Origin of the sequence: Luteimicrobium sp. DT211 (assembly GCF_049844995.1) — a bacterium.
In the GTDB taxonomy this organism is placed as follows: domain Bacteria; phylum Actinomycetota; class Actinomycetes; order Actinomycetales; family Cellulomonadaceae; genus Luteimicrobium.
This window is the reverse complement of record NZ_JBNCMC010000002.1, coordinates 34,014-59,807: the sequence shown is the minus strand read 5'-3', so window position 1 is coordinate 59,807 and position 25,794 is coordinate 34,014. Positions and strand designations below refer to the sequence as shown.

The 25,794-nt window shown below is 74.2% G+C and carries 28 protein-coding genes; 12 read left to right on the top strand and 16 right to left on the bottom strand.

The annotated features are described in order from the left end of the window. Positions 1-91: 91 nt before the first annotated feature. Entirely contained in the window at positions 92-694 is a 603-nt protein-coding gene (locus ACLQ14_RS04435) for a TIGR03086 family metal-binding protein (protein ID WP_425810310.1), read from the top strand. 54 nt (positions 695-748) lie between these two features. After that, the gene (locus ACLQ14_RS04430) at positions 749-1,873 is read left to right on the top strand and encodes an epoxide hydrolase family protein (RefSeq protein WP_425810308.1); all 1,125 of its coding nucleotides are present in this window, start codon (positions 749-751) and stop codon (positions 1,871-1,873) included. A 25-nt stretch (positions 1,874-1,898) separates the two neighbouring features. Here the strand turns inward: ACLQ14_RS04430 and ACLQ14_RS04425 are convergent, their stop codons facing one another. Further along, complete coding sequence (locus tag ACLQ14_RS04425) at positions 1,899-2,528, bottom strand: TIGR03086 family metal-binding protein (RefSeq protein ID WP_425810306.1); 630 nt, start codon at positions 2,526-2,528, stop codon at positions 1,899-1,901. Positions 2,529-2,583: 55 nt separating this feature from the next. On the opposite strand from ACLQ14_RS04425, the gene ACLQ14_RS04420 reads away from it, so the two are divergent. Beyond that, entirely contained in the window at positions 2,584-2,997 is a 414-nt protein-coding gene (locus ACLQ14_RS04420; protein ID WP_425810304.1) for a MarR family winged helix-turn-helix transcriptional regulator, read from the top strand. A gap of 33 nt (positions 2,998-3,030) precedes the next feature. Here ACLQ14_RS04420 and ACLQ14_RS04415 read toward each other — a convergent pair whose 3' ends face one another. The 5 genes from ACLQ14_RS04415 to ACLQ14_RS04395 all read right to left on the bottom strand — a co-directional run bounded on the left by ACLQ14_RS04415 (position 3,031) and on the right by ACLQ14_RS04395 (position 9,488). Beyond that, positions 3,031-3,435 carry a ClpX C4-type zinc finger protein gene (locus ACLQ14_RS04415; RefSeq protein WP_425810302.1) on the bottom strand — a complete coding sequence of 135 codons (405 nt, stop codon included), beginning with the start codon at positions 3,433-3,435 and terminating at the stop codon, positions 3,031-3,033. 101 nt (positions 3,436-3,536) lie between these two features. Continuing rightward, positions 3,537-4,787 carry an MFS transporter gene (locus ACLQ14_RS04410; RefSeq protein WP_425810300.1) on the bottom strand — a complete coding sequence of 417 codons (1,251 nt, stop codon included), beginning with the start codon at positions 4,785-4,787 and terminating at the stop codon, positions 3,537-3,539. Positions 4,788-4,872: 85 nt separating this feature from the next. After that, positions 4,873-6,963, bottom strand: coding sequence for an ABC transporter ATP-binding protein (locus ACLQ14_RS04405; RefSeq protein WP_425810298.1), 2,091 nt, complete (start codon positions 6,961-6,963; stop codon positions 4,873-4,875). Continuing rightward, complete coding sequence (locus ACLQ14_RS04400) at positions 6,960-8,693, bottom strand: ABC transporter ATP-binding protein (RefSeq protein ID WP_425810296.1); 1,734 nt, start codon at positions 8,691-8,693, stop codon at positions 6,960-6,962. The genes ACLQ14_RS04405 and ACLQ14_RS04400 overlap by 4 nt, the downstream gene beginning before the upstream one ends. Before the next feature lie 96 nt (positions 8,694-8,789). After that, the gene (locus tag ACLQ14_RS04395; protein WP_425810294.1) at positions 8,790-9,488 is read right to left on the bottom strand and encodes a TetR/AcrR family transcriptional regulator; all 699 of its coding nucleotides are present in this window, start codon (positions 9,486-9,488) and stop codon (positions 8,790-8,792) included. Between the two features lie 174 nt (positions 9,489-9,662). On the opposite strand from ACLQ14_RS04395, the gene ACLQ14_RS04390 reads away from it, so the two are divergent. Then, positions 9,663-10,037, top strand: coding sequence for a YciI family protein (locus tag ACLQ14_RS04390; RefSeq protein ID WP_425810292.1), 375 nt, complete (start codon positions 9,663-9,665; stop codon positions 10,035-10,037). Next, a complete protein-coding gene (locus ACLQ14_RS04385) occupies positions 10,019-11,299 on the top strand; it encodes an RNA polymerase sigma factor (protein WP_425810290.1) in 1,281 nt (426 codons plus the stop codon). The genes ACLQ14_RS04390 and ACLQ14_RS04385 overlap by 19 nt, the downstream gene beginning before the upstream one ends. 49 nt (positions 11,300-11,348) lie before the next feature. Here the strand turns inward: ACLQ14_RS04385 and ACLQ14_RS04380 are convergent, their stop codons facing one another. The 3 genes from ACLQ14_RS04380 to ACLQ14_RS04370 form a co-directional block, all read right to left on the bottom strand. Then, positions 11,349-12,611 (bottom strand): SPFH domain-containing protein, encoded by a 1,263-nt coding sequence (locus ACLQ14_RS04380; RefSeq protein WP_425810288.1) that lies wholly within the window; start codon positions 12,609-12,611, stop codon positions 11,349-11,351. Between the two features lie 85 nt (positions 12,612-12,696). Beyond that, complete coding sequence (locus ACLQ14_RS04375; RefSeq protein WP_425810286.1) at positions 12,697-13,179, bottom strand: NfeD family protein; 483 nt, start codon at positions 13,177-13,179, stop codon at positions 12,697-12,699. A 172-nt stretch (positions 13,180-13,351) separates the two neighbouring features. Beyond that, positions 13,352-14,137, bottom strand: coding sequence for an ABC transporter ATP-binding protein (locus ACLQ14_RS04370; RefSeq protein ID WP_425810284.1), 786 nt, complete (start codon positions 14,135-14,137; stop codon positions 13,352-13,354). A 27-nt stretch (positions 14,138-14,164) separates the two neighbouring features. On the opposite strand from ACLQ14_RS04370, the gene ACLQ14_RS04365 reads away from it, so the two are divergent. After that, entirely contained in the window at positions 14,165-14,974 is an 810-nt protein-coding gene (locus ACLQ14_RS04365) for a hypothetical protein (RefSeq protein WP_425810282.1), read from the top strand. A 24-nt stretch (positions 14,975-14,998) separates the two neighbouring features. Here the strand turns inward: ACLQ14_RS04365 and ACLQ14_RS04360 are convergent, their stop codons facing one another. Both ACLQ14_RS04360 and glgA read right to left on the bottom strand, forming a co-directional pair. Beyond that, the gene (locus ACLQ14_RS04360) at positions 14,999-15,415 is read right to left on the bottom strand and encodes an NUDIX hydrolase (RefSeq protein WP_425810280.1); all 417 of its coding nucleotides are present in this window, start codon (positions 15,413-15,415) and stop codon (positions 14,999-15,001) included. After that, a complete protein-coding gene (gene glgA / locus ACLQ14_RS04355) occupies positions 15,412-16,656 on the bottom strand; it encodes a glycogen synthase (RefSeq protein ID WP_425810278.1) in 1,245 nt (414 codons plus the stop codon). The genes ACLQ14_RS04360 and glgA overlap by 4 nt, the downstream gene beginning before the upstream one ends. A 70-nt stretch (positions 16,657-16,726) precedes the next feature. On the opposite strand from glgA, the gene ACLQ14_RS04350 reads away from it, so the two are divergent. From ACLQ14_RS04350 to ACLQ14_RS04340, 3 genes are all read left to right on the top strand, one after another. Then, positions 16,727-17,965: a glucose-1-phosphate adenylyltransferase gene (locus ACLQ14_RS04350; RefSeq protein ID WP_425810276.1), complete on the top strand. Its 1,239-nt coding sequence runs from the start codon at positions 16,727-16,729 to the stop codon at positions 17,963-17,965. A gap of 43 nt (positions 17,966-18,008) precedes the next feature. Next, the gene (serB, locus tag ACLQ14_RS04345) at positions 18,009-18,683 is read left to right on the top strand and encodes a phosphoserine phosphatase SerB (protein ID WP_425810274.1); all 675 of its coding nucleotides are present in this window, start codon (positions 18,009-18,011) and stop codon (positions 18,681-18,683) included. 86 nt (positions 18,684-18,769) lie between these two features. Then, positions 18,770-19,471: a Type 1 glutamine amidotransferase-like domain-containing protein gene (locus ACLQ14_RS04340; protein WP_425810272.1), complete on the top strand. Its 702-nt coding sequence runs from the start codon at positions 18,770-18,772 to the stop codon at positions 19,469-19,471. On the opposite strand, the gene ACLQ14_RS04335 is transcribed toward ACLQ14_RS04340, so the two are convergent. The 4 genes from ACLQ14_RS04335 to fabG all read right to left on the bottom strand — a co-directional run bounded on the left by ACLQ14_RS04335 (position 19,468) and on the right by fabG (position 22,341). Beyond that, positions 19,468-19,974: a hypothetical protein gene (locus ACLQ14_RS04335; RefSeq protein ID WP_425810270.1), complete on the bottom strand. Its 507-nt coding sequence runs from the start codon at positions 19,972-19,974 to the stop codon at positions 19,468-19,470. The genes ACLQ14_RS04340 and ACLQ14_RS04335 overlap by 4 nt on opposite strands. 169 nt (positions 19,975-20,143) lie before the next feature. Next, positions 20,144-20,716, bottom strand: coding sequence for a SixA phosphatase family protein (locus ACLQ14_RS04330; protein ID WP_425810268.1), 573 nt, complete (start codon positions 20,714-20,716; stop codon positions 20,144-20,146). Positions 20,717-20,730: 14 nt separating this feature from the next. Continuing rightward, positions 20,731-21,507, bottom strand: a complete 777-nt coding sequence (fabI, locus tag ACLQ14_RS04325; RefSeq protein WP_425810266.1) for an enoyl-ACP reductase FabI — start codon at positions 21,505-21,507, stop codon at positions 20,731-20,733. A gap of 99 nt (positions 21,508-21,606) precedes the next feature. Continuing rightward, positions 21,607-22,341 (bottom strand): 3-oxoacyl-ACP reductase FabG, encoded by a 735-nt coding sequence (gene fabG, locus ACLQ14_RS04320; RefSeq protein WP_425810264.1) that lies wholly within the window; start codon positions 22,339-22,341, stop codon positions 21,607-21,609. A gap of 186 nt (positions 22,342-22,527) precedes the next feature. On the opposite strand from fabG, the gene ACLQ14_RS04315 reads away from it, so the two are divergent. From ACLQ14_RS04315 to ACLQ14_RS04305, 3 genes are read left to right on the top strand one after another with little or no spacing between them, the layout of a single operon-like run. Further along, complete coding sequence (locus tag ACLQ14_RS04315) at positions 22,528-22,959, top strand: DUF3099 domain-containing protein (RefSeq protein WP_425810262.1); 432 nt, start codon at positions 22,528-22,530, stop codon at positions 22,957-22,959. Then, on the top strand, positions 22,956-23,219 hold the full coding sequence (locus ACLQ14_RS04310) for a hypothetical protein (RefSeq protein ID WP_425810260.1): 264 nt from the start codon (positions 22,956-22,958) through the stop codon (positions 23,217-23,219). Before ACLQ14_RS04315 ends, ACLQ14_RS04310 begins: the two co-directional genes overlap by 4 nt. Further along, the gene (locus ACLQ14_RS04305; RefSeq protein ID WP_425810258.1) at positions 23,216-24,196 is read left to right on the top strand and encodes an SURF1 family protein; all 981 of its coding nucleotides are present in this window, start codon (positions 23,216-23,218) and stop codon (positions 24,194-24,196) included. The genes ACLQ14_RS04310 and ACLQ14_RS04305 overlap by 4 nt, the downstream gene beginning before the upstream one ends. On the opposite strand, the gene ACLQ14_RS04300 is transcribed toward ACLQ14_RS04305, so the two are convergent. Next, positions 24,169-25,767 (bottom strand): ABC-F family ATP-binding cassette domain-containing protein, encoded by a 1,599-nt coding sequence (locus ACLQ14_RS04300; RefSeq protein WP_425810256.1) that lies wholly within the window; start codon positions 25,765-25,767, stop codon positions 24,169-24,171. The genes ACLQ14_RS04305 and ACLQ14_RS04300 overlap by 28 nt on opposite strands. Positions 25,768-25,794: the final 27 nt, after the last annotated feature.

Genomic DNA, 25,794 nt, shown 5'->3' with positions numbered 1-25,794 from the left:
CCTACCTCTTGTGCGGAACGGAACGTTCCGCTACGCTCGAGGTTAGCGGAATGCTTCATTCCGTTCCGGCAGACCGACCGAGGAGCACCCGATGAGCCCGACCTCCTTCCCCGTCCTCGACCGCGCGCACGCCGCTCTCGTGAGCGTCGCCGCCGGCATCGGCCCCGACCAGCTCGCGGCGCCGACGCCGTGCTCCGACTGGACGGTCGCGCAGGTCCTCCAGCACGCGGCCGGCGACCAGCGCGCCTACGCCCAGGCCATCACCGGAACGGAGGGCCCCGACGGCGACCCCTTCGCCCCGTCGGGCGAGCTCGCCACGAGCGTCGAGGCGCTCGTCGGACCGGCCGTCGCCGCCTCCGCGGGCGCATTCGCGACCGTCGACCCGGACGCCACCACGCCCGTCCCCGTCCCGCCCGGGCAGCTCGCCGGGTCGGACGCCGCGACCGCCGCCGCCCTCGACGCGGGCGTCCACGCCTGGGACCTCGCGGTCGCGACCGGCCGACCCTCCCCGCTCGACGACGACCTCGCCGGCCCGCTCCTCGACCTCGCCCGGCAGATCGTCGAGCCGCTGCGCCAGTGGGGCGCGTACGCCGCCGTCGTCCCCGCAGACCCGACCGTCGAGCCCGCCGAGCCGGTCGTGGACGAGCTGCTGCGCTACCTCGGCCGCGACCCCCGCTGGGCGCCGCCGGCCTGAGCACCGCCCACGCACCCGACGACGACGCCTCGACCCGACACCAGGAGCAGCACGATGACGACCGACCCCACCGCGATCCGTCCCGCGCCCGTCCGCATCCCGCAGGCCGACCTGGACGACGTCCGCGAGCGCCTCGCCCGCACCCGGTTCACGGATCCGATCGTGGACGCCGACGAGGTCTACGGCACCCCCGTCGCGGGCGTCCGCGAGCTCGTCCGGTACTGGCTCGAGGACTTCGACTGGAGCCGCGACGTCGAGGCGCGCCTCGACGCCTACCCCCAGCTCGAGACCGTGATCGACGGCCAGCGCATCCACTTCCTGCACGTCACGTCGGGCCGGCCGGACGCCGTGGGCCTGGTACTCACGCACGGCTGGCCCGGCTCGGTCCTGGAGTACCTGGACGTGATCGAGCCGCTCACTGCCGCGGGCTACGACCTGGTGATCCCGTCGATCCCGGGCTTCGGGTTCTCCGGCCCGACGACGGAGCGCGGCTGGGACGTGCGGCGCACCGCGGCGGCCTGGGTCGAGCTCATGCGCCGTCTGGGCTACGAGCGGTACGGCGCCGTCGGGAACGACGGGGGCTCGATGATCTCGCCCGAGGTGGGCCGGCTCGACCCCGAGCACGTGGTCGGCGTCCACGTCACGCAGCTGTTCTCGTTCCCGTCGGGCGACCCGGCGGAGCTCGCGGACCTGACCGCCGACGAGCAGGCCGCCCTTGAGCACCTGCAGTGGTTCTGGTCGTCGATGGGTGCCTTCAACGTGCTCCAGTCGCAGTCTCCCCAGACGCTCGCGCACGCCCTGGCGGACTCCCCTGCGGGCCTCCTCGGCTGGAACTCGCAGCTCATGGGCGACCTCGACCCGGCGTTCGTCGTCGCCAACGCCGCCACCTACTGGTTCACGCGCACGACCGGCTCGTCGCTGCGGTTCTACTACGAGATGGCGCACCCGGCCGTCCCCGCCGAACCCGCCGGGCCGACCACGGTCCCGACGGCGCTCGCCTCCGCCCGCGGCGACTTCGCCTCGATCCGGCGGTTCGCCGAGCGGGACCACGCCGACATCCGCCGGTGGACCGTGTACGAGGACGGCGGGCACTACCAGGCGCACCTCGCGCCGCAGCAGCTCGCGGCCGACGTCGTGGCCTTCTTCGACGCGCTGACGGGCGAGGCTCCCCGCGCGTGAGGCCCGTGCCCGACGCCGGGCCGGCTCAGCCCCTGCCCGGCGCCCAGGCGGGATCACGGCCGAGCAGGCGGAGGACGCGGGCCAGCGTGTCGCCCGCCTGTCCGTCCGCGCCGCCGCCCTCCGGCAGGGCCGGGGCGAACGCCGCGCCCGGCACCCCGCGGCTCGCGTCGTCGGGCACCCCCCGGGCAACGGCCAGCGCGGCGGTGAGGACGTCGTCGCCCTGCCGCAGCGCCCTCGACGTCCCGAGGCTCGCGGCCACGTCCCACGCGTGCACGACGTAGTCGACCAGGTGGAAGCCGAGCGCGGTGCGCGCGGGGACGCGGGTCCCGCCGCGGATCTCCGGCAGCCACAGCTCGGCGTCGGCGTCGCACGTCACGAACGCGGCGACGACGTCGTCCGCCGCGGCCCGGTACGCGTCCGCCACGTCGTCGGCGACGGGTCGCGGCGCCCAGTCGGCGAGCGCCGTGACCTCGCCGCGCGCCGCGGCCGCGAAGCCGGTGTGCTGGACGGTCATGTGCGCGAGCAGGTCGGCGAGGCTCCACCCCGCGCACGGGGTGGGACTCCTGAGCTCCGACGCGCGGACGTCCGTCACGACCCGGACCGACTCCTCGACGGCACGACGATGGCGGTCGAGCGCCTCTGCTTCGATACGCATATATAGATCGTCTACTACGGCACACGATCGGTCAAGACCCGTTAGCCTGGGCCGCGTGGACCGTCCCGACCTCGGAGCCCTCTTCGCTCGCGTGACACGCCGCCTCGTCGACGCCGAGGCGCCGATCCTCGTCGCGCACGACCTGACCATGTGGCAGTACGTGGCGCTGAGCGCGCTCGAGCGCGAGGCCGCCCCCACCCAGCTCGCGCTGGCGACGACGATCCGGTACGACAAGACGCGCCTCATCGCCCTGCTCGACGGCCTCGAGTCGCGCGGGCTCGTCGCGCGTCGCCCCGGCCCCGCGGACCGCCGCGCCCGGGGCGTCTCGCTCACCGCCGACGGCGCCCGCACCCTGGCCGCGACCCGCGCCGACATCCGCGCGATGGAAGAGGTCGTGCTCGCGGGCCTCGACGCGGGCGAGCGCGCCACGCTGCTGCGCGTGCTGCCCCGCCTCGCCGAGCCCACGTGATGCCCGGCGCGCCGGCCGCCCGCCCTCACGTCGTCAGCGGCCGGCGTCGCCCTCCCGCGCGTCGTCGCCCGCGAACCGCGTCCACGCCGACTGCCGGGTGATGTCGAGCGCCCGCCCGACCCGCTCCCACGTCACCCCGCGTCGCCGCAGCTCGTCGACCCACTCGTGCATCGCCCGGTCCACCTGGGCGGACACCGCGCCCATCCGCGGCAGCCTCGCGAGCATCGCGTCGTCGTCGAGGTCGTCCCACGGCACGACGACGGCCGCGCCGGCGGGCGGATTCGACTCCTTCGAGGGTGGCTCGTCGTCCCCGGACGAGACGATCTGCGCCGCGAGCGCGATGCACGCGTCGCAGATCAGGACGCCGGGACCGGCGACGAGCTTGCGGACCTCACGCTCCGGGCGCAGGCAGAACGAGCACGACAGCTGGGCGGACATGACTCTCCTCGGTCCAGGCTGTCAGTCCTGTCCTGACAGCGCCAGACCGACGCTAATCCTGTCAGCCTCGCTCTGACAAGCCCCGACGCGTGTCCGCGGGCTCAGAGCCGCAGCTCTCCCTGCGGGTCCGCGTCCCGACGGGCGCGCCGCACCGCGAGCCCGGCGACCGCGATCAGGGCGCCGGCGCCGCCCGCGACGACGAAGGCCAGCCACGGGGCCCCGGCGTCGATGACGAGGCCCAGCACCGGCGAGCCGACCGCGCTCCCGACGGTGAACGCCGTCCCCTGCCAACCCATCGCCTCCCCGCGCCGCTCCTCGGGCACCATGCGTGCCACCTCCTCGGCGGTCGCCGTCATCACCGGCGCGCACGGAAGCCCCGCCACGAAGGCCAGCAGCGTGAGGCCGACCACCGAGTGGGCCAGGCCCATCGGCACCGTGAGCACGCCGAGCGCGAGGAGCAGCAGCATCGAGCTCGTCGGGCGGTGCCGGGCCCCGTACGCGAGCCCGCCCACGACCGACCCGAGGCACCACGCGAAGTAGACGATGCCGAGCGACCCGACCTGGTCCTGGGCGCGCAGGTGCGCCAGGATCGCCAGGTCCGTGCCCACCAGGACGATCGTCGCGCCCGACGACGCCGCGAGCACCGCCGCGACCGTCGGCGTGAGCCACGACAGCCGCCGCGACGGCGACGCCCCGCCCGCCGACGGTGGCGGTGCGTCCGCCGACGGAGGCACCGCGTACGCCGTCCGTGACGCCCGGCGCGTGACCTGGTCGGCGCTCGTCGGCGGGTCGAAGACCAGGAGCAGCACGCCGGCCCCGGAGACCGCGACGCCGATCGCGGCCAGCACGGGCGCGGTCCCGACCTGCGTGGCGACGGCGACGCCGACCGCGGGCCCGACCATGAACACGAGCTCGGTCGCGATCGAGTCGAGCGCGTACGCCGACCGCTGCTGCCCGGGCTCCGCGAGCACGCTGATCGACTTGCGAACGACGGTGAAGATCGGCAGCGCGAGGAGCCCGCCCACGAGGACGAGCGGGATCAGTGCGGCGTACGGCACGACGCCGGCGAGGGGCCAGATCACGAGCTCGGCGACGACGGACGGCCACACGGCGCGGCGCAGGCCCACCCGGTCGACCAGCCGGCCGCGCCAGGGGGCGCCGAGCGCCATCCCGACGGTGGCCGCCGTGGCCACGATCCCCGCCTCGACGTAGGAACGGTGGAGCGTCTGGACGACGTGCAGGGTGAGGACGAGCGCGGCGGCCGAGTTGGGGATCCGGGCGACCATCGCGACCGCGATCAGCCGTCGCAGCTGCGGCTCCCGCAGGACCTCTCGATACGCGCCCAGTCCCACCGCGACATGGTCCCACGGCGGGCCGCCGCGTCCCGACGCCGAGCAACAGCATGCGTCGGGACGCGGGGGGACGCGCGGGGACCGCTCAGCGCGACGACGGCGGCCCGGCGGGCGCCGCGACCACGTCCTCCTCGTCCGCCACGGCACCCGCGAACTGGCTCTCGTACAGCCGCGCGTACGCGCCGCCGGACTCGAGCAGGGCGTCGTGCGTCCCCTGCTCGACGATCGAGCCGTGCTCCATCACGAGGATCGTGTCGGCGTCACGGATCGTCGACAGCCGGTGGGCGATCACGAACGACGTCCGGCCCTGCCGGAGCGCGTTCATGGCCTTCTGCACGAGCAGCTCGGTGCGGGTGTCCACGGAGCTGGTCGCCTCGTCGAGGATGAGGATCGGCGGGTCCGCGAGGAACGCCCGGGCGATCGTCAGCAGCTGCTTCTCCCCCGCGCTCACCGACGAGCCCTCGTCGTCGAGCACCGTCTGGTACCCGTCGGGCAGCGTCCGGACGAACCCGTCGACGTGGGTCGCCTCCGTGGCCGCGAGGAACTCGGCCTCGTCGACGGTCCGGCCGTCGCGGACGCCGTAGCGCAGGTTCTCCTCGATGGTGCCCTTGAACACCCAGGTGTCCTGGAGCACCATCCCGACGTTGGAGCGCAGGTCGGCCCGGGTCAGGTCGCGGGTGTCGACGCCGTCGAGCGTGATCCGCCCGGCGTCCACGTCGTAGAACCGCATGACGAGGTTGACGAGCGTCGTCTTGCCGGCGCCCGTCGGCCCGACGATCGCGACCGTCTGACCGGGCTCGACCACGAGGTCGAGGTGCTCGATGAGCGGGGCGTCGGGGGTGTAGCTGAACGACACGTCCTCGAACGCGACGCGGCCGCGGACCGGACCGAGCGCCGCGGCGGGCACCGGGTCGGGGGTCTGCTCCTCGGAGTCGAGGAGCTCGAACACCCGCTCGGCCGAGGCCACGCCCGACTGCAGCAGGTTCATCATCGACGCGACCTGCGTGAGCGGCTGGGTGAACTGGCGCGAGTACTGGATGAACGCCTGCACGTCGCCGAGGCTCATCTGACCGGTCGCGACCTTGAGCCCGCCCACGACGGCGACGAGCACGTAGTTGAGGTTCCCGACGAAGCCCATGGCCGGCTGGATGATGCCGGACATGAACTGCGCCTTGAAGCTCGCCTTGTACAGGCCCTCGTTCTCGGCGTCGAAGTCCTCGATCGCGTTGCGCTGGTGCCCGTACACCTTGACCAGCGTGTGGCCGGTGAACATCTCTTCAATATGGGCGTTGAGGCGCCCGGTGCTCGCCCACTGCTGGATGAACTGCGGCTGGGAACGCTTGGCGATCGCCGTCGCCACCCACACCGACAACGGCACGGTCGCCAGGGCGATGACCGCGAGGAGCGGGGAGATCCAGAACATCACGACGAGCACGCCGACGACGGTCAGGACCGAGTTCACGAGCTGCGAGAGCGTCTGCTGCATCGACTGGGCGACGTTGTCGATGTCGTTGGTGACGCGCGACAGGACCTCGCCGCGCGCCTGCTTGTCGAAGTAGGACAGGGGCAGCCGGTGCAGCTTGGCCTCGACCTCGTCGCGCAGCCGACGGACCGTGTTCTGGACCACCATCGTGGTGACGCGGCCGGCGAGCCACTGGAAGACGGACGCGGCGACGTAGACCGCGATCACCCACGCGAGGATCACGGCGAGCTGGTGGAAGTCGACGCCGTGCCCGACGACGAGGCCCTTCATCGACGCGACGAGCCCGGCCTGCGTGGTCTCGCCCTGGTCGCGCAGCGCCTGCGCCGCCTCGGCGGACGTGGTTCCCGCCGGGAAGTACTGCGCGAGCATCTTCGACGTCACGCCGTCGAAGATGACGTTCGTCGCGTTGCCGAGGAGCTTGGGGCCCGCGACCGCGGCCGCGACCGACGCGACCGTCAGCAGGGCGACGACGACGACGCGCCACCGCTCGGCGCCCAGGTAGCGCGCGATCCGGCGCAGCGAGGGGCCGAAGCTCATCGCCTTCTCGGCGGGCATGCCCATCCCGCCCATGGGCCCGCCGCCGCCCGGGCCGCGGCGCGGCGGGCGCGGTCCGGCCGGGCTCTGGGGAGCGGCCGGGCGCGCTGATGCGGCCCCGGGGCTCTGCTGCGCGTCGCGGGTGTTCTGGTCGCTCATGCTGCTTCCTCCACCGAGAGCTGCGAGTAGACGATCTCCTGGTAGGTCTCGCACGTCTCGAGGAGCTCGGCGTGCGTGCCGGTGCCGACGACGCGGCCCTCGTCGAGGACGACGATCTGGTCCGCGTGCCGGATCGTCGCCACCCGCTGGGCGACGACGATCACCGTCGACCGCCTCGTCCGCGGGTGCAGGGCGGCCCGGAGCGCGGCGTCCGTGGCGTAGTCGAGCGCGGAGAACGAGTCGTCGAACAGGTAGACGCGGGGGTCGCGGACGACAGCCCGGGCGATCGCGAGCCGCTGGCGCTGGCCTCCCGAGAAGTTGGTGCCGCCCTGGGCGACGGGCGACGCGAGGCCGTCCGGGAGCTCCTCGACGAACGACCGGGCCTGCGCCACGTCCAGCGCCGCCCACATCTCCTCGTCGGTCGCGTCGGGCTTGCCGTACCGCAGGTTGTCCGCGATGGTCCCCGTGAACAGGTAGGCCTTCTGCGGGACGAGCCCGAGCAGCGCGCCCAGGTCCTCGCCCGCGAGGTCACGCACGTCGACGTCGTCGACGAGGACCGCGCCGTCGGTCACGTCGTACAGCCGCGGCACCAGGTTGAGGAGCGTCGACTTGCCGGAGCCGGTCGACCCGATGATCGCGGTCGTGCGGCCGGGGAGAGCCTCGAGGCTCACGTCGTGGAGGACGGGCTTCTCCGCGCCGGGGTAGGCGAAGGTGACGCGGTCGAACCGGACGACGCCCGCGTGCTGGGTGTCCTTGCGCGGCTGCAGAGGCTCGACGACCGACGCGTCCGTGTCCAGGACGCCGCGGATGCGCTCGGCGGCGACGGCCGCGCGCGGGACCATCATGAACATGAACGTCGACATCATGACGGCCATGAGGATGTACATGATGTAGCTGAGGTACGCGGTCAGCGCGCCGATCTGCATGCCGCCCGAGTCGACGCGGTGCCCGCCGAACCACATCACGGCGACGGTCGACAGGTTCATCACGAGCATGACCGACGGGAACATGAGCGCCATCAGCCGGCCGGCCCGCACCGACGTGTCGTAGAGCTCGGTGTTCGAGTCCCCGAACCGGCGGCGCTCGCGCGGCTCGGTCACGAACGCGCGGATCACCCGGATGCCGGAGATCTGCTCGCGCAGGACGCCGTTGATGCGGTCGATCTTCTTCTGCATGCTCCGGAAGTACGGCACCATCCGGGAGATGATCAGGCCCACGACGGCGGCGAGCACCGGCACGATGACCAGCAGCAGGCTGGACAGCGGGACGTCCTGCTGGAGCGCGAGGATCACGCCGCCGATCATCATGATCGGCGCCATCACCATGATGGTGAGGCTCATGAGCACGAGCATCTGGACCTGCTGGACGTCGTTGGTCGCGCGCGTGATGAGCGACGGCGCGCCGAACGTGCCGACCTCCTGCTGCGAGAACGACTCCACCTGGACGAACTGGGCGCGGCGCACGTCGCGGCCGAAGCCCATCGCGACCCGCGCGCCGAAGAACACCGCAGCGACCGTGCACGCGACCTGGACGAGGGTGACCATGAGCATCATCGCGCCGACGCGCCAGATGTAGCCGGTGTCGCCCTGGGCGACGCCCTTGTCGATGATGTCGGCGTTGAGCGTGGGCAGGTACAGCGCGGCGATCGTCTGGACGAGCTGGAAGACGAGCAGCAGCGCGATGGGTCTCGCGTACTGGGCGAGGAACTGCCGGAGCAGCGGGACGAGCATCAGGGCTCCCAACGGGTCAGGCGGACGGTTCGGGTTCGGGTTCGGGTCGCGGGCGCCGGGCGGGCGCCCGGTCCCGAGAGGTCGGGGGTGGCGGTCTCAGGTGCGGCGCGCGACGCCGTCGAGGAACAGGCCGACCAGCTCGGCGGGATCGACCGGGGCGGCCTCGACCCCGCGGCGGCGCGCGTCGACGAGCTGCATGGACGAGCCCACCAGCAGCACGTTGAACAGCTCGACGGCCCGGGCCGTGCTCACGCGGAGCCCGGGGTCGGGGCCCATGACCCGCTCGAGCGCGGCACGCACCTGCGCCTCGCCCTCGGTCTGGCGCTGGACCCACTGGGCCCAGCCGTCGCGGCCCGCGGCGTCGCGCTCGGCCTGGGGCCGGGGGTCGACGCGCCCGATCTCGTGCAGGATGGCCATCCACCGCATGGTGGTCTCGATCCGGGCGAGCCCGATCTCCATGACCGCGACGAGCCGGTCGCGCAGCGACAGCGCCCGGTCGATCGCGTCGAGGTCGGGCACCGCGTCGGCCGGGTCGGCCGCGACGAACGCCGCCTGGCCGATCAGGCTCAGCTTGTCCGAGAAGACGCGGAAGAGCGTGCCCTCCGCGACCCCGGCGGCCTCGGCCAGCTCGCGGGTGGTCGCGGCGACCCCGCGCTCCAGGAGCACGGGCCGCACGGCGCGCAGGATCGAGGCGCGGCGCTCGTCGGGCGGCAGGGGCGCGGCGCGGCCGGCCCGGGCTGCGCCGTCCCCTGCCGTCGCAGCGCGCGGATCCGTACCCACGTCCGTCGGTGTCATGACAACCGAGGCTAAATGAGTGAGCACTCACTCACAAGCCTCCGGACGCCATCGGGCGTTCGCCCAGAGCGAACACGGCGGCTGCGCCGCGGTCCCTCGCCGCGCCCTGTCGATTGCGGGGCCGCACGATCGTCACAGGGACGAAGGAGTTCCCGCACGACAAGGAGACCAGCCATGCGCTACGCCATCATGCTCCACTACCCCGAGCGCTCCGGCGACGAGCTCGGCGACGCCCTCGCCGAGGGCCAGTCCGCGTTCCAGGCCTACGCCCGCGACCTCGACCAGGCCGGCGTCCTGGTGTCGGGAGAGGTCTGGCAGCCGTCGTCGGCCACCACCACCCTCACCGCCGCCGACGGCACCCTGCGCGTGCAGGACGGTCCGTTCGCGGACACGCACGACCAGCTCGGCGGCCAGTTCGTCGTCGACGTGCCCGACCTCGACGCCGCCCTCGCGTGGGCCGAGAAGGCGCCCTCGGTGTGGTGGGGGCCCGTCGAGGTCCGGCCGAGCGCCACGTACGTGCAGTCGGGCACGTGGGTGCCCACGGCCTGAGCGCCACCGAGGACGACGCGCGGGCCGCGCTCGAGGCGGCGGTCCGCGCGTCGTACGGGCGCGTGCTGGCGCTGCTCGCCGCCTGGTGCGGCGACCTCGACCTCGCCGAGGACGCGCTCGCCGACGCCGTGGAGCGCGCGCTGCGCACCTGGCCCGCGGCGGGCGTCCCCGACAACCCTGCGGGCTGGCTGCACCGCGTCGCCCGGCGGCGCGCCCTGGACGTGCTGCGCTCGGCCTCCCGGCGGACGTCCCGCCCGCTGGGCGAGGCCACCGAGCCGGCAGACCTCGGTCCCGGCCCCGAGGGGACCGACCCGGACGGCCTCCCGGACCGCCGCCTCGAGCTGCTGTTCGTCTGCGCGCACCCGGCCATCGACCCGGCGGTGCGTGCGCCGCTCATGCTCCAGACGGTCCTCGGGCTCGACGCGGCTCGCATCGCCGCTGCGTTCGCCGTGCCGACGGCGACCATGGCGCAGCGCCTGGTCCGCGCCAAGCGCCGCATCCGGGACGCCCGCATCCCGTTCCGCGTGCCCGGTCGCGACGAGCTCGGCCGCCGGCTCCCGGCCGTCCTCGAGGCGATCTACGGCGCGTACACGATCGACTGGTCGCGCACCGCCGGGCCGCAGGTGCGGGAGTCGCTCGCCGTCGAGGCCCGTGAGCTCGCGCTCGTCCTCGCGTCCCTGCTCGACGACGCCGAGGCGCTGGGCCTCGCCGCCCTGCTGTGCCTGTCGTCCGCGCGCCTGGGCGCCCGCGTCGTCGGTGGCGTCCTCGTCCCGCTCGACGACCAGGACACCGGCCGGTGGGACGCCGAGCTCGTCGAGCGGGGCGAGGCCCTCCTCCGTCGCGCGCACGCGAACCTCGCGCCCGGGTGGGCCGACGCCGGGCTGCCCGGTCCCGGGAGGTTCCAGCTCGAGGCCGCCCTGCAGTCGGCCCACTGCGCGCGCGCCCGCACGGGGCGCACCGACCGGGTGGCGGTGCTCCGGCTGCACCGGGCGCTCGTCGAGGTCGCGCCCACCCTGGGGGCCGTCGTCGCGCTCGCCGCCGCGACGGCGCACGTCGAGGGACCGCGCGCCGGGCTCGACGTCCTCGACCCGCTCGCCGCACGCTGCCGCGCCTTCCAGCCCTACTGGGCGACGCGCGGCGACCTCCTGGCCCACGCCGGCGACGACGCCGCCGCGCGGGCGGCGTTCGGGCGAGCCGTCGACCTCACGACCGACCCGCCGTCGCGCCGTCACCTCGAACGCCGCCTCGCGTCGCTCGGCTGAGCGACGCGAGACGGCGTCCGGACTGCTGTGGCCGGGTGACCGGCGCCCGCTACTGCTGCGGGGCGTCGGGTCCCTGCTCGCCGGCGGGGCCGCCCGTGCCCGGGCCCGTGGGAGGCGCGGGCGGCGGCGTCGCGCCACCGAGCGGCCGGGGCTCGGCGCCACGCTGGCCCGTCGACGCCGGGGGGAGCGTCCCGCCGCCCGGGTGCTGGCCGCGCTCGGCGGCCGGGTCGAACGGCAGCCCGGACCGCGTCCCGGAGCTCGTCGCGTCGGCCGTCGCGGCCTCGGCCTGGCGCCGCGCCTCGGCGAGCGCCTCCGCCGGGTCCGTCAGGGCCTGCTCGCCCAGCGCCGACCGGTCGACGCGCGGACGCGGGGCACGGCCCTCCGGGCCGCCCTCGTCCCCGCCGCCCGGACCCGCCGGGCCGCCCTCGCCGCCGAAGCCCTTCGCGATCGAGCCGAGCGCTGCCGTGAACTCCGTCGGCACGACCCAGAGCTTGCTCGCGGTGCCGTTCGCGATCTGCGGCAGCATCTGCAGGTACTGGTACGCCAGCAGCTTCGGGTCGGCGTCGCCCTCGTGGATGGCGTCGAAGACCTGGAGGATCGCGCGGGCCTCGCCCTCGGCCCGCAGGATCGCGGACTGCGCCTGGCCCTCCGCCCTCAGGATGTTCGACTGCTTCTCGCCCTCAGCCGTGAGGATCTGGGACTGCTTGACGCCCTCCGCGGTGAGGATCGTGGCGCGGCGGTCACGCTCGGCGCGCATCTGCTGCTCCATCGAGCCCTGCACGGACGCGGGCGGGTCGATCGACTTGAGCTCGACGCGGTTCACGCGGATGCCCCACTTGCCGGTCGCCTCGTCGAGCACGCCGCGCAGCTGGCCGTTGATCTGGTCGCGGCTGGTCAGGGTCTGCTCGAGGTCCATCGAGCCGATGACGTTACGCAGGGTGGTGACGGTGAGCTGCTCGATCGCCGTGATGTAGTTCGCGATCTCGTAGACCGCGGCCTTGGGGTCGGTGACCTGGAAGTAGATCACCGTGTCGATGCTGACCACGAGGTTGTCGCTCGTGATCACGGGCTGCGGCGGGAACGACACCACCTGCTCGCGCAGGTCGACGCCCGCACGCACCCGGTCGACGTAGGGCACCAGCAGGTGGAAGCCGGCGTCGAGGGTGCGCGAGTAGCGGCCGAGGCGCTCGACGATGAGCGAGACGGCCTGCGGCACGATGCGCACCGCCTTGACCAGGGAGACGATCACGAAGATCGCGATGAGGGCGATGACGATCCAGGCGACGATCGTCCCGGCCGAGGGGTCGTTCATGCGGGTCCTTCCACAGTGCTGCGAATCGGAGTGTCGTGCGGGGGTCGGGGCGGCGCGCGCGGCGCGCCGCAGCAGAGAGCCGAGGTCAGGCGCCGCCGCTGACGGCGGGGCCCGGTGCGTCGGCCGTGCCGGTGCCCAACGAGAGCGGCTCGACGACGGCGGTAGCGCCGTCGATCCGGACGACCCGGACGTGCTCGCCGGTCGGGATCGCGAGCGAGCCGCGCACGACGCGCGCCGTCCAGACCTCGCCGCCGAGCTTGATCCGCCCGCCGACCTCGCTGACCTCGGCGAGCGCCACGGCCTCGCGTCCGACGAGCGCGTCGGCGTTCGTCCTCGCGACCGGGGTGGACGTGCGGAACCTGCGGACGAGCCAGCGTCGGAACGTCACGAGGAAGATGGTCGAGACGATGCCGAACACGACGACCTGCGCCCAGAACGGCCAGCCGAACGCGCAGACGATCGCCGCGACCAGGGCCCCGCCCGCGAACATGACGAGCACGAAGCTCAGCGTCATGACCTCGACGACGGCGAACAGCAGCGCTGCGCCGATCCACCAGAGCCACTCCATGGCATCCCCTTCCGGGAGGGCACGTCGCGCCGCGGGCCGCGATGCGACCTCGCCTGCGTGACCTCGGTACCTTTGCCCGGACTTTACCAAATCTCCGGGGTTGGCGCACCCCCCTGCCGGGCGGCTTCGACCGGCTTCTCGGAGCGCGTCGGCGCGCCCCCTCCGGGTGCCGTCAGCGGGCCGCGCGCGCCAGCCAGCGCCCCGCGCCGTGCGCGACGAGGAGGGGCAGGCCGAAGGCCGACGACAGGTTGTCCGACGTGAGGATCTCCTCGAGCGGGCCGGCGCTGTGCACCGCGCCGTCCTTGAGGAGCAGGAGGTGCGTGAACCCGGGCGGGATCTCCTCGACGTGGTGCGTGACCAGGGCCAGCACCGGGGACCCCGGGTCGCTCGCGAGCTCCGACAGCGCCCGCACCAGCTCCTCCCGGCCGCCCAGGTCGAGGCCCGCGGCCGGCTCGTCGAGCAGCAGCAGCTCCGGGTCCGTCATGAGCGAGCGCGCGATCTGCACGCGCTTGCGCTCGCCCTCCGAGAGGGTCCCGAAGGTGCGGTCGGCGAGCTGGTCGACCTCGAACAGCTTGAGCAGGTCGTGCGCGCGGTCCGTGTCCAGCGCCTCGTAGTCCTCGCGCCAGCGCCCGGTGACCCCGTAGGCCGCGGTCTGCACGACGTCGAGCACGTGCTCCGAGCCCGGGATGCGGTCCGCGAGCGCCGCGCTCGCGAGCCCGATGCGCGGACGCAGCTCGAACACGTCGGACTTCCCGAGCTCCTGGTCCAGGATCCGCGCCGTGCCCGACGTCGGGTGCATCCGCCCCGCCGCGATCTGCACGAGCGTCGTCTTGCCGGCGCCGTTGCGCCCCAGGACGACCCAGCGCTCGCCCTCCCCGACCTTCCAGTCGACGCCGTCGAGGATCGTCTTGGTCCCGCGGCGGACGGTGATGTCGGACAGGTCGAGAACCCAGCTCATGGGAACCGACCCTATAGGTTGGGCGCGATGGATCCGTACACGCCACCCGCCCTCTCCCGCAGCACCGTGCTCGCGCTGTGGCTGGCCCTCGGCCCCCGCGACGCCGCCTCGCTCACCCGCGCGGCGCGGCTCGTCCAGGGCGACGACGAGCCCCACGAGGTCGCCGGGCTCGAGCTCGACCTCGACGACGACCGCGCGGCGAGGGACGACGACGGACCGGCGACCGGCGTGGGCCGGCTGCTCGCGGCGTGGGGACGCACGGACGCCGTCGTCGCGCTCCTGCCCGAGGCCGGCCGTGCCGCGGCGGTCCCGGCGCCGGTGTCGCACGCCGCCGTCGACGCCGGGGAGTGCGTCCTCGTGGAGCGCCGCGGGCGCGCGTTCGCGGCCGTCCCGGACGTGCAGCGGTTCGGCAGCGACCTCGAGCCCGGTCACCTGGTCCGTTGGGACGTCGTCGAGGTCGGGCCGTGGCAGACCCGCGTGCTCGGCTCCGTCGGCAGCGTCGAGGACGCCGAGCGGGACCTGCGCGCCGCCCTCGTGACCGCCACCGAGGCCCTCGACTCACTCGACGTCGCGAGCTGGCGCGAGGACGCCGCCGACGCGATCGCCCGGCTCCGGTCCCCCCTCGACCTGGGCGCGAGCGTGCCCGCCGCACTCGACCCCAAGCGGGCCCGCGTGCTCTCGCAGGCCGTCAGGCTGCGCACCATCGTGGACCTCGCGACCCGGGACGACGGCGGCGCCGTCAACCTGTGGCAGTCCGACCAGCGCGGCGCGGCCCTGCACGCCGTGGGCGAGGCCGCGCGTCGGGCGCTCGAGGCCGCCACGCTCCACCTGCGCTGACCGCGAGGTAGACGGGCGGCCCGTCTACCTGGCGGTGGCCGCGGCGAGCAGGTCGCGGGTGAGCGGGGCGAGCTCGACGTCGCCGACGTCGTCCGGGTGGACCCAGCGGTGCTCCTCGATCTCCGCGGCCGGCCGCGGCTCGAGGGTGCCGCGCACCTCGAAGACCTCGGCCACGAGGTGATGGTCGGGCTCGTTGGCCGCGGCGGCGTGGTGGGTGCCCCGCGACACGAGGTCGGCGGGCGCGACGTCGACGCTGAGCTCCTCCGCGAGCTCTCGCACGAGCGCGGCACGGGCGTCCTCGCCGGGCTCGATCTTCCCTCCCGCCTGCATGAACGCGGTCGTGCCGCGCTTACGGACGAGGAGGTAGCGGCCGGCGTCGTCGGTGACGACGGCGGCGGCCACGCGGATCACGCGCTCGCCGGCGGTGTCGGGCGCGCTCACCGGGCGCCCGCCAGGACCTGCTCGTAGACGGCGACCGTCCGGTCGGCGATCGCGTCCCACGCGAAGTGCTCCTCGACCCGCCGACGCGCGGCCCGGCCCATGGCGGCGGCACGCGGGGGGTCCGAGACGACGGCCGTGAGAGCGTCCGCGAGGTCGGCCACGAAGCGGTCGGGGTCGAGCGGCGTGCCCGTGCCGTCGTCCGCTTGGTCGAGCGGCACGAGCAGCCCGGTCACACCGTCGTCGACGACCTCGGGGATCCCGCCGGTCGCCGACCCGACGACGGGCAGCCCCACCGCCATGGCCTCGAGGTTGACGATGCCCAGCGGCTCGTAGACCGACGGGCACACGAACACCGTCGACGCGGCGAGCACGGCGACGAGCTCCTGGCGGGGCAGCATCTGCTCGATCCAGACGACGCCGGTGCGCTCGGTCGCGAGCCGCGCGACGGCGGACGACACCTCCTGCGCGATCTCCGGTGTGTCGGGCGCGCCGGCGCACAGGACGAGCTGGACCTCCGGGGCGAGCCTCTCGGCGGCGCGCAGCAGGTACGGCAGGCCCTTCTGCCGGGTGATCCGGCCGACGAACACGACGGTCGGCCGGTCGGGGTCGATGCCGAGGCGGGCGACCGTCGCCCGCGCGTCCGCCACCTCGTCCGGTGCCTCCGGCCGCTGCCAGCCGTCGAGGTCGATCCCGTTGTGGACGACGTGGACGCGCGCCGGGTCGACCGACGGGTAGACGCGCAGGATGTCCGCGCGCATGCCCGCGCTCACGGCGATCACGCCGTCGGCGGCCTCGTACGCGGTGCGCTCCGCCCAGCTCGAGAGCGCGTAGCCGCCGCCGAGCTGCTCGGCCTTCCACGGGCGCAGGGGCTCGAGCGAGTGCGCGGACAGGACGTGCGGCGCACCCGTCAGCAGCGACCCGAGGTGGCCCGCGAGGTTCGCGTACCAGGTGTGCGAGTGGACCAGGTCCGTCCCGGCGAGGCGCCCGGCCATCTGCAGGTCCACGCCGAACGTCGCGAGCGCCGCGTCGCCGTCCGCGAGCTCCGCGGGCACGCCGTACCGCGTGACGACCGGCTCGCCGGGCGCGGACCGCTCCGGGACGCGCAGCGGGTCCCCGGGGCCGAAGGCGTGCACGCGCACGTCGAGCCGGCGCGCGAGGACCCGCGACAGCTCCGCGACGTGCACCCCCGCGCCGCCGTAGACGTTCGGTGGGTACTCGCGGGAGAGCAGGTCGACGCGCATGGCGCAACGCTAGCGTGCGCCCGCGCGCCGTCGGCCCACGTGGCGCCCGGAAAGACCGTAGGGTGCAGCCATGGCGACGAAGCGAGTCCTCGCGATCGTCCTCGCCGGCGGCGAGGGCAAGCGACTGATGCCCCTGACGGCGCAGCGGGCCAAGCCCGCGGTCCCCTTCGGGGGGATCTACCGGTTGGTGGACTTCGCGCTGTCGAACGTCATCAACTCGCGCTACCTGCACGTCATCGTGCTGACCCAGTACAAGTCCCACAGCCTCGACCGGCACGTCGCGAAGACGTGGCGCATGTCGACGCTGCTCGGCAACTACGTGGCCCCGGTCCCGGCGCAGCAGCGCGTCGGCAAGCACTGGTACCTCGGCAGCGCCGACGCGATCTACCAGTGCCTCAACATCATCGAGGACGAGCGGCCCGACATCGTCGTGGTGGTGGGCGCCGACCACGTCTACCGGATGGACTTCTCGCAGATGGTCGACGAGCACGTCGCCTCGGGCGCCGAGTTCACGGTCGCCGGGATCCGGCAGCCGATCGCCCTCGCGGACCAGTTCGGCGTCATCGACGTCGACCCGGACAAGCCCGGCCGGATCCGCGCGTTCCTGGAGAAGCCCACCGACCCGGTCGGGCTGGCCGACTCCCCCGGCGAGGTGCTCGCGTCGATGGGCAACTACGTCGCCGACGCCGACGCGCTCGTCGAGGCCGTGACCCGCGACGCCGCGAACGAGGCCTCCGCGCACGACATGGGCGGCGACATCGTGCCGTACTTCGTCGACCGCGGGACGGCCGGCGTCTACGACTTCATCCGCAACGACGTACCGGGCGCGACGGACCGGGACCGCAGCTACTGGCGCGACGTCGGCACGATCGACGCGTACTTCGACGCCAACAAGGACCTCATCTCGATCAACCCGGTCTTCAACCTCTACAACGACGAGTGGCCCCTCTACACGGGGTACACGGGCCTGCCGCCCGCGAAGTTCGTGCACGCCGGCCCGGGCCGTCTCGGCCACGCCGCCGACTCGATCGTCTCGCCCGGCGTCCTCATCTCGGGCGCGACCGTGGTCGGCTCCGTCCTGTCCCCCGGCGTCCACCTACACTCGTGGTCGTCCGTGTCGGACAGCGTCCTGATGGACGGCGTGCAGGTGCACCGCCACGCGCAGGTGCACCGCGCGATCCTCGACAAGAACGTCATCGTGGGCGCGCGGGCGCGTATCGGTCTCGACCCGGACGCCGACCGCGCGCGCGGGTTCACCGTGACCGCGTCCGGCATCACGGTCGTCCCGAAGGGGACGGTCGTCGACTGAACCGAACGGGCCCGAGGGCCCCGACCCGCGAGGAGCCCGACCCGTGCCCGAGCCGCGCGAGCCCGAGACCGCCCACCGCCGTCGCCTCCTCGTGATGGACGTCGACTCGACGTTCATCGAGCAGGAGGTCATCGAGCTCATCGCGGACCACGCGGGCACGCGCGAGCAGGTCGCGGCGGTGACCGAGCGGGCCATGCGGGGCGAGCTGGACTTCGCCGCGTCGCTGCGCGAGCGCGTCGCGACCCTGGCCGGGGTCCCGGCGTCCGCGCTCGACGACGTCCGCGCGTCGGCGACGCACACGCCCGGGGCGCGCGAGCTCGTGGCCGAGGCGCACCGCCGCGGCTGGGTGGTGGCGCTCGTGTCCGGCGGCTTCGCCGAGGTCGTCGAGCCGCTCGCGCGCGCGCTCGGCATCGACCGGTTCCGCGCGAACCGCCTCGAGGTGTCGGGCGGCCGCCTCACGGGCCGGACGACCGGGCCGGTGGTCGACCGCGCCGCGAAGGAGCGCGCGCTGCGCGAGCTCGCGGCGGAGCTCCACGTCCCGATGGCGGACACGGTCGCCGTCGGCGACGGCGCCAACGACCTCGACATGATCCGCGCGGCCGGGATCGGGATCGCGTTCCGCGCGAAACCGGTCGTCAGGGAGCAGGCACCCTACGCCGTCGACGGGCGCCTCGACGAGGTGCTGGACGTCGTCGACGCGGCCGACGCCGCCCGCTGACGGGCGCGTGCGCCGGGCCCGATGAGTCCGGGCGGCGCCGCGGGTCATCACGGTGGGGCAGTTCCGCTCCACGACCTGGAGGCGCCATGAAGCTCCTGCTCACGTCCGGCGGCGTCACGAACCCGAGCATCCGCTCGGCGCTCGTGGAGCTGCTCGACAAGCCGATCGAGGAGTGCCACGCGCTGGTCGTGCCGACCGCGCAGTGGGGGCACCCCCGGTGCGGACCGCGGTCGGTGCGCGGCCTCGTGGCCGCCGAGCCGGACTTCCGGCACTTCACCGGGCTGGGCTGGGGCTCCCTCGGCGTCCTGGAGCTGACCGCCCTCCCCACGATCGGGGCCGAGCGGTGGGTCCCGTGGGTCCGGGAGGCCGACGTACTCCTGGTCGACGGCGGCGACGCGACCTACCTGGGCCACTGGATGCGGGAGTCCGGCCTGGCCGAGCTCCTGCCGTCGTTGCCCGAGCTGGTCTGGGTCGGCGTGAGCGCCGGAAGCATGGTGATGACGCCGCGGATCGGCCCGTCCTTCGTCGAGTGGCCGAGCGCCCCGGACGACCGCGCCCTCGGGGTCGTCGACTTCTCGATCTTCCCGCACCTCGACGCGTTCCCGACCGACACCCTCGACGCGGCCGAACGCTGGGCCGCCGACCTCGGCGGCCCGGCGTACGCGATCGACGAGCAGACGGCGATCCGCGTCTGGGGCGGGACCGTGACGGTGGTCTCGGAAGGCCGGTGGGTGCGGTTCGGCCCCGAGCGTGCGGCGGACCGTCCGCCCCTCGCCGGACGCACCTAGAACCGGCCCTGCTGCCTGTCGCCCGCGTCCCGCTCCCAGCGGACACGTCCGCCCGACCGCACCGCCTTGGACAGCACGACGGCGCCCTCGGCGAGCAGGCCGGCGCCGAGCGTCAGGGCGAGGCCCTGGCCGACCGCGTGCTCCGCGGACCGGTCGAGCGCCCGGAGCACCAGGTCGGTGCCGAGCTTGAGCGCGAGGTTCGCCGCGAGCAGCGCCACGGTGGTCACGGTGTAGCGCATCCACACCACGCCGTCGCGCTCGAAGACCCGGACGCTCACGCCCCGGAGCACGCCGAGGAGCAGGCTGACCACGGTCGAGGCAGCGAGGACGCCCACGGAGACCGGCGCCAGGGCGACGTGCCCCAGGTTCGTCAGCCCTACCGCGACGAGTGCCACGGGCAGCAGGATCATCCGCCGCCCCTCGGCCGGCTCCCCCACCATCCGTCGGACCACCAGGTACCCGACGACCCCGAGGACGACGACAACCTCTGCGGGGCCGTTCACCGTTCCGTCTCCCCGGCGGGCACGGGTTCGGGGTGCAGGCGGACGTGCGGGGACGGGGTCGTCGTGGAGGCCATGGCCCCAGCATCCGGAGCGACGGCCCGGGCGTGCATCAACCGATCGGCCAGGGTTCGTCGGCGATCGGCTGACCGCGCGCCCGCGGGCGGCCCCGTCAGTCGGCAGGTCGCCCCGCGTGCCGCAGGAGCGCCGCCCCGCGGCCCCAGGCCGACCACGCGGCGTCGGCCTCGAGCACGCCGTAGCCGCCCGTCGGCAGCCCGACGCGCGCGACCGTCACCGCACCCTGGTCGGAGTCGGGTCCCGCGAGGAACGCGGACGCCGCCCCCATGGTGGGCTCGTGCCCAACGACGAGAACCGTCCGCGCGTCGTCCGGCAGCTCGTGCACGAGGGCGAGTAGCTCGCGCACGGTGAGGTGGTAGAGCGCGTCGTCGACCGTCACGGCCGGCGTCGCCGGCAGCCGCCCGGCGACGAGGTCCCACGTCTGCCGGGTCCGCAGTGCCGACGAGCAGAGCACGACGTCGGGGACGAGCCCCGCGGCGGTCAGCGTCTGCCCTACCTGCGTCGCCTGCGCACGGCCGCGCAGCGCCAGCGGACGGGCGTGGTCCGGGCCGGACCCGGCGGGTTCGGCCTTCGCGTGGCGGAGCAGCACGAGACGACGCGCGCCACCGGGCGCCCCGTCGGGGGCGTCGGTGGTGCGCGTCGTCTGCCGGGGCTCGGTGCCCGTCACGCGGCGAGCCTCACTCAGGAGCCCATCGCGTGGAAGCCGCCGTCGACGTGCACGATCTCGCCCGTCGTGGCCGGGAACCAGTCGGAGAGCAGCGCGGCGATCGCGCGGCCCGCGGGCTCCGCGGTCGAGTTGTCCCAGCCGAGCGGGGCGCGCTCGGGCCACTCCGCGTCGAGCTTCTCGAAGCCGGGGATGGACTTCGCGGCGACCGTCTTGATGGGGCCGGCCGACACGAGGTTGACGCGGATCTTGTCCGGGCCGAGGTCGCGGGCGAGGTAGCGCGCGGTCGACTCGAACGCCGCCTTGGCGACACCCATCCAGTCGTAGACCGGCCAGGCGAGGGTCGCGTCGAACGTGAGGCCGACGATCGACCCGCCGGGGGTCCCGTCGGTAAGGAGCTTGCGGGTCGCGACGCCAAGCGACTTCAGCGAGTAGGCCGAGACCTCGAGCGCCGTCGCGACGTCCTTCCACTCGCCCGCGAGGAAGTTGCCGCCCATCACGGACTGCGGGGCGAAGCCGATCGAGTGCACGACGCCGTCGAGCGAGTCGACGTGCTCGCGCACGGAACGGTCGAGGTTCGCGAGGTCTTCAGCGCTCTGGACGTCGAGCTGGAGCACCGGCGCCTCGGCGGGCAGGCGCTTGGCGATCGCCTGCGTCAGCTTGGCCTGGCGGCCGAACGAGGTGAGCAGCACGGTGGCGCCCTCCTCCTGCGCGAGGCGCGCGGCCTGGAACGCGATCGAGGCGTCCGTGAGGACTCCCGTCACGAGGATCTTCTTGCCGTCGAGCAGGCCCATCGGTGTCCTTTCAGAGAAGAGCTCGACCTGAGCGTACCGGGGCGGGCCCGGCCGGGCAGGGTCGAGGTCGTGCGGTCGAAGCGAAGTGCGGGGGTGCCGTCAGTGGCCCATGCCGAGGCCGCCGTCGACGGGGATCACGGCGCCGTTGACGTACGCGGCGTCGTCGGACGCGAGGAACGCGACCGCGCCGGCGACCTCCTGCGCCGAGCCGTAGCGGCCCGCCGGGATCTGGCCCTTGATCTCGGTCTGGCGCGCCTCGGGCAGCTCGGCCGTCATCGCGGTCTCGATGAACCCGGGCGCGACGACGTTCGCCGTGATGCCGCGGCCGCCGAGCTCGCGCGCGATCGACCGCGCCATGCCGACGAGCGCGGCCTTCGAGGAGGAGTAGTTGACCTGGCCCGGGCCGCCGTAGAGACCGACGACCGACGAGATCAGGACGATGCGCCCGCGCCGCAGGCGGATCATGCTCTTCGAGGCGCGGCGCACGCAGCGGAAGGTGCCGGTGAGGTTGACGTCGATGACGTCCGTGAAGTCCTCGTCGCGCATGCGCAGCAGGAGGCCGTCCTTGGTGACGCCCGCGTTCGCGACGAGCACCTCGACCGGGCCGAGCGCGTTCTCGATCTCGGTGAAGGCGGCGTCGACGGCCGCGGTGTCGCGCACGTCGGCGACGGCGCCGAGGACGCCGTCGGGCAGGTCGCCGCCGCGGTAGAGGGTGGCGACCCGGTCGCCCTGCGCGACGAAGCGCTCCGCGATGGCGCGGCCGATCCCGCGGTTCGCGCCGGTGACCAGCACCGTGCGCGGCGCGGGGGTCACGTCGTTCGTCGTCTCGCTCACTGCTGCTCCGCTCGGTCGGGGTGTGGTGTGCGGCACGTTCCGGTCCTGTTCAGGTCCTGGAGCCGCCACACAACCTATCCCGTCGGTGCACCTCGGAGCGCTGCCGCCGCGCGACGGGCGCCCTCCTCGCTTTTGTGCGGACCCGACAAGCCCGCCGCTCCCAGACGTCGCGCCTAGACTGGCTCGGTGAGCAGGACGCCAGGGCACGACCCGCGCGAGGCGGGCGACGACGAGGTCGTCTCCATCACCTCCGCACCCGAGTCACGGCACGACGAGCAGTCGCGCCGCATGCGCGTCTACGCGATCCAGATGGCCGTCCGGCTGCTGTGCTTCCTGGGCGCGATCCTGGTGCCGAGCTGGCCGGTGCGGATCGTCCTGATCGTCGGCGCCGTCGTCCTGCCGTACACGGCGGTGATCTTCGCGAACGCGAGCGGACAGCGCCGCGGGTCCGACTCCGTCGGCATGGAGTACCGAGGGCTCGAGGCGAGCGAGGACGAGCCGCAGCGGCCCGCGATCGCGCCCGGCGTCGTCGTCGAGCAGGAGCCGGAGGACGACAACGACCGCCCGGGCGAGGCCGACCAGGGACCCTCCTCCCGCGACCACGGGAACGCCGCATGAGCGCCGAGGAGCTGGGCCCGCGCGCGGACGCCGTGGGCGAGCTGGTCTGCAGCGCGAAGGGCTGCCGCGCGACCGCGGGGTGGGGGCTCCTGTGGAACAACCCGCGCCTGCACACCCCGGAGCGCCGCAAGGTCTGGCTCGCGTGCGACGACCACCGCCAGCACCTCGCCGAGTTCCTCGAGCTGCGGGGCTTCCTGCGCGACGTCGTGCCGGCGGCCGAGCTCGACCGGCTCGACGCGAGCGCGGGAGGCGGCGCGTGAGCGAGGTCCGCGGCGCCAGGACGCGCCGGCAGTGGATCGTGCTCGCCGTCGGCGCGGTGCTGCTGGCGCTCGTCTGCCTGCTCGCCGCGAAGTGGCAGTGGTCGCGGTACGACCTGCACAAGTCGCAGGCCGAGCAGATCTCGTCCGCGTACGGCGCCGACCCGGTGCCGGTCGCCGACCTGCTTCCCGCCCCCGGCGAGCCGCTCCCGCCCGGCGACGTGTGGCGGTCGGTCACCGCCCGCGGCCACTACGAGGCCGACCGGACCGTGCTGCTCCGCAACCGTCCCGTCGACGGCGCCGCGGTCTTCCACGTGCTCGTGCCGTTCGTGGTCGACGACCCCGGGACGCCCGTCGACGGCGTCGTGCTCGTCGTCGACCGGGGCACCGTGCCGCTGTCGTCGAGCAGCGCCGAGCGGCCCGACGCCGTCCCCGCGCCGCCATCGGGCGACGTCACCGTCGTCGCCCGGCTCCGCGCGGACGAGCCGGCGCCCACCAAGTCGGCGCCCGCCGGCCAGGTCCAGGCGATCTCCACCGACGCGGTGCTCGCCGCGGCGCCCGGCGGGGCCGCGTGGGCCGACGGCCGGACGACGGCCGCCTACGGCGTCATGACCTCCGAGGACCCGGCCGCGACGGACGCGATCGAGACGCTGCCCGCGCCTGCCGCGCCCGACCCCGACACCAACCTGTCCTACACGATCCAGTGGCTCATCTTCGCCGTCGGGATGTTCGCCGCGTACGCGGTGCTGTGGCGGCGGGAGCGCGGGCCCCGGCTCACGGCGGGCGACCTGCTCGCCGGGTACGACGACGTCGACACGGCGCGGACCGCGCGGCAGGCGGCGCGACGCTCCGGCCGGCCGACGAGGGTCAGCCTCGAGGACGAGGAGGACGCGATCGTCGACGCGCAGCTCGCGGCGGACCGCCGGTCGGGCGACGCGCCCGAGCCGGAGCCTCAGGCCAGGGAGACGAGCTCCGCGTAGCCGTCGTTCCAGAGGTCCTCGTCGCCGTCCGGGAGCAGCAGCACGCGCTCGGGGGTGAGGGCGTCGACCGCTCCGTCGTCGTGGGTCACCATGACGACGGCGCCCTCGTACGAGCGCAGCGCCCCGAGGATCTCGGCGCGGGACGCCGGGTCGAGGTTGTTGGTCGGCTCGTCGAGCAGCAGGACGTTGGCCGCTGACACGACGAGCGTGGCGAGCGCCAGACGCGTCTTCTCGCCGCCGGAGAGCACCCGGGTGGGCTTGTCGGCGTCGTCGCCCGAGAACAGGAACGACCCGAGCACCGACCGCACCTGGGTGTCGGTGAGGTCGGGCGCCGCGTGCCGCAGGTTCTCCACGACGCTCACGTCGAGGTCCAGGGTGTCGTGCTCCTGCGCGTAGTAGCCGAGCTTGAGGCCGTGGCCCGGCACGACCTCGCCGGTGTCCGGGCTCTCGACGCCCGCGAGCATGCGCAGCAGCGTCGTCTTCCCGGCGCCGTTGAGGCCCAGGATCACCACGCGGCTCCCCCGGTCGATCGCGAGCGAGACGTCGGTGAACACCTCCTGCGACCCGTAGGCCTTGGACAGGCCCTCCGCGGTGAGCGGCGTCCTGCCGCAGGGCGCGGGCGTCGGGAAGCGCAGGTGTGCGACCTTGTCGCTCACGCGCTCGCCCTCCAGCGACCCGAGCATCTTCTCGGCCCGGCGGATCATGTTCTGCGCCGCCACGGCCTTGGTGGCCTTCGCGCGCATCTTCTCGGCCTGCACCATGAGCGCACCGGCCTTCTTCTCCGCGTTCGCCCGCTCGCGACGCCGGCGCCGCTCGTCCGACTCGCGCTGCTGCAGGTAGGCGTCCCAGCCCATCGCGTAGGTGTCGATGACCGACCGGTTGGCGTCGAGGTACAGCACGCGGTTGACCGTGGAGCGCAGCAGCTCGACGTCGTGGCTGATCACGACGAAGCCGCCCGAGTACGACTTGAGGTAGTCCCGCAGCCAGATGATCGAGTCCGCGTCCAGGTGGTTCGTCGGCTCGTCCAGGAGCAGCGTCTCGACGCCCGAGAACAGGATCCGCGCGAGCTCGATCCGCCGGCGCTGGCCACCGGAGAGCGTGCGCATGGGCTGGCCCAGGACCCGCTCGTCGAGGCCCAGGTTGGCGGTGATGCGCTCGGCCTCGGACTCGGCCGCGTACCCGCCCGCGGCGAGGAACCGGGCCTCGAGCTTCGGGTAGCGGTCGAGCGCGGCGACCATGGTGTCGGCGTCCGCGCTCGCCATCTCGCCCTCGGCCTCGCGCATGCGGCGCACGATGTCGTCCAGGCCGCGGGCCGAGAGGACCCGGTCCATGGCGCGCTGGTCGAGGTCGCCGCTGCGCGGGTCCTGGGGCAGGTAGCCGACGTCGCCCGAGCGGACGATCTGCCCTCCGGTGGGCTGGGTCTCCCCCGCGAGCGCCTTGGTCAGGGTGGTCTTGCCCGCACCGTTGCGGCCCACCAGGCCCACGCGGTCGCCGGGGCCGACGCGGAAGGAGGCGTCCTCGAGGAGGACGCGTGCGCCGACGCGCAGCTCGACGTTCTGGGCTGAGATCACGGGGGTCGAGTCTACGGGCCCGGCGCG

Bases quoted from the DNA above. Each gene is read 5' to 3' on its own strand.
- ACLQ14_RS04435 (WP_425810310.1), top strand. From the start codon at position 92: ATGAGCCCGACCTCCTTCCCCGTCCTCGACCGCGCGCACGCCGCTCTC.
- ACLQ14_RS04430 (WP_425810308.1), top strand. From the start codon at position 749: ATGACGACCGACCCCACCGCGATCCGTCCCGCGCCCGTCCGCATCCCG.
- ACLQ14_RS04425 (WP_425810306.1), bottom strand. From the start codon at position 2,528: ATGCGTATCGAAGCAGAGGCGCTCGACCGCCATCGTCGTGCCGTCGAG.
- ACLQ14_RS04415 (WP_425810302.1), bottom strand. From the start codon at position 3,435: ATGTCCGCCCAGCTGTCGTGCTCGTTCTGCCTGCGCCCGGAGCGTGAG.
- ACLQ14_RS04405 (WP_425810298.1), bottom strand. From the start codon at position 6,963: ATGAGCGACCAGAACACCCGCGACGCGCAGCAGAGCCCCGGGGCCGCA.
- ACLQ14_RS04400 (WP_425810296.1), bottom strand. From the start codon at position 8,693: ATGCTCGTCCCGCTGCTCCGGCAGTTCCTCGCCCAGTACGCGAGACCC.
- ACLQ14_RS04395 (WP_425810294.1), bottom strand. From the start codon at position 9,488: ATGACACCGACGGACGTGGGTACGGATCCGCGCGCTGCGACGGCAGGG.
- ACLQ14_RS04390 (WP_425810292.1), top strand. From the start codon at position 9,663: ATGCGCTACGCCATCATGCTCCACTACCCCGAGCGCTCCGGCGACGAG.
- ACLQ14_RS04380 (WP_425810288.1), bottom strand. From the start codon at position 12,611: ATGAACGACCCCTCGGCCGGGACGATCGTCGCCTGGATCGTCATCGCC.
- ACLQ14_RS04375 (WP_425810286.1), bottom strand. From the start codon at position 13,179: ATGGAGTGGCTCTGGTGGATCGGCGCAGCGCTGCTGTTCGCCGTCGTC.
- ACLQ14_RS04370 (WP_425810284.1), bottom strand. From the start codon at position 14,137: ATGAGCTGGGTTCTCGACCTGTCCGACATCACCGTCCGCCGCGGGACC.
- ACLQ14_RS04365 (WP_425810282.1), top strand. From the start codon at position 14,165: ATGGATCCGTACACGCCACCCGCCCTCTCCCGCAGCACCGTGCTCGCG.
- glgA (WP_425810278.1), bottom strand. From the start codon at position 16,656: ATGCGCGTCGACCTGCTCTCCCGCGAGTACCCACCGAACGTCTACGGC.
- ACLQ14_RS04350 (WP_425810276.1), top strand. From the start codon at position 16,727: ATGGCGACGAAGCGAGTCCTCGCGATCGTCCTCGCCGGCGGCGAGGGC.
- ACLQ14_RS04340 (WP_425810272.1), top strand. From the start codon at position 18,770: ATGAAGCTCCTGCTCACGTCCGGCGGCGTCACGAACCCGAGCATCCGC.
- fabI (WP_425810266.1), bottom strand. From the start codon at position 21,507: ATGGGCCTGCTCGACGGCAAGAAGATCCTCGTGACGGGAGTCCTCACG.
- ACLQ14_RS04310 (WP_425810260.1), top strand. From the start codon at position 22,956: ATGAGCGCCGAGGAGCTGGGCCCGCGCGCGGACGCCGTGGGCGAGCTG.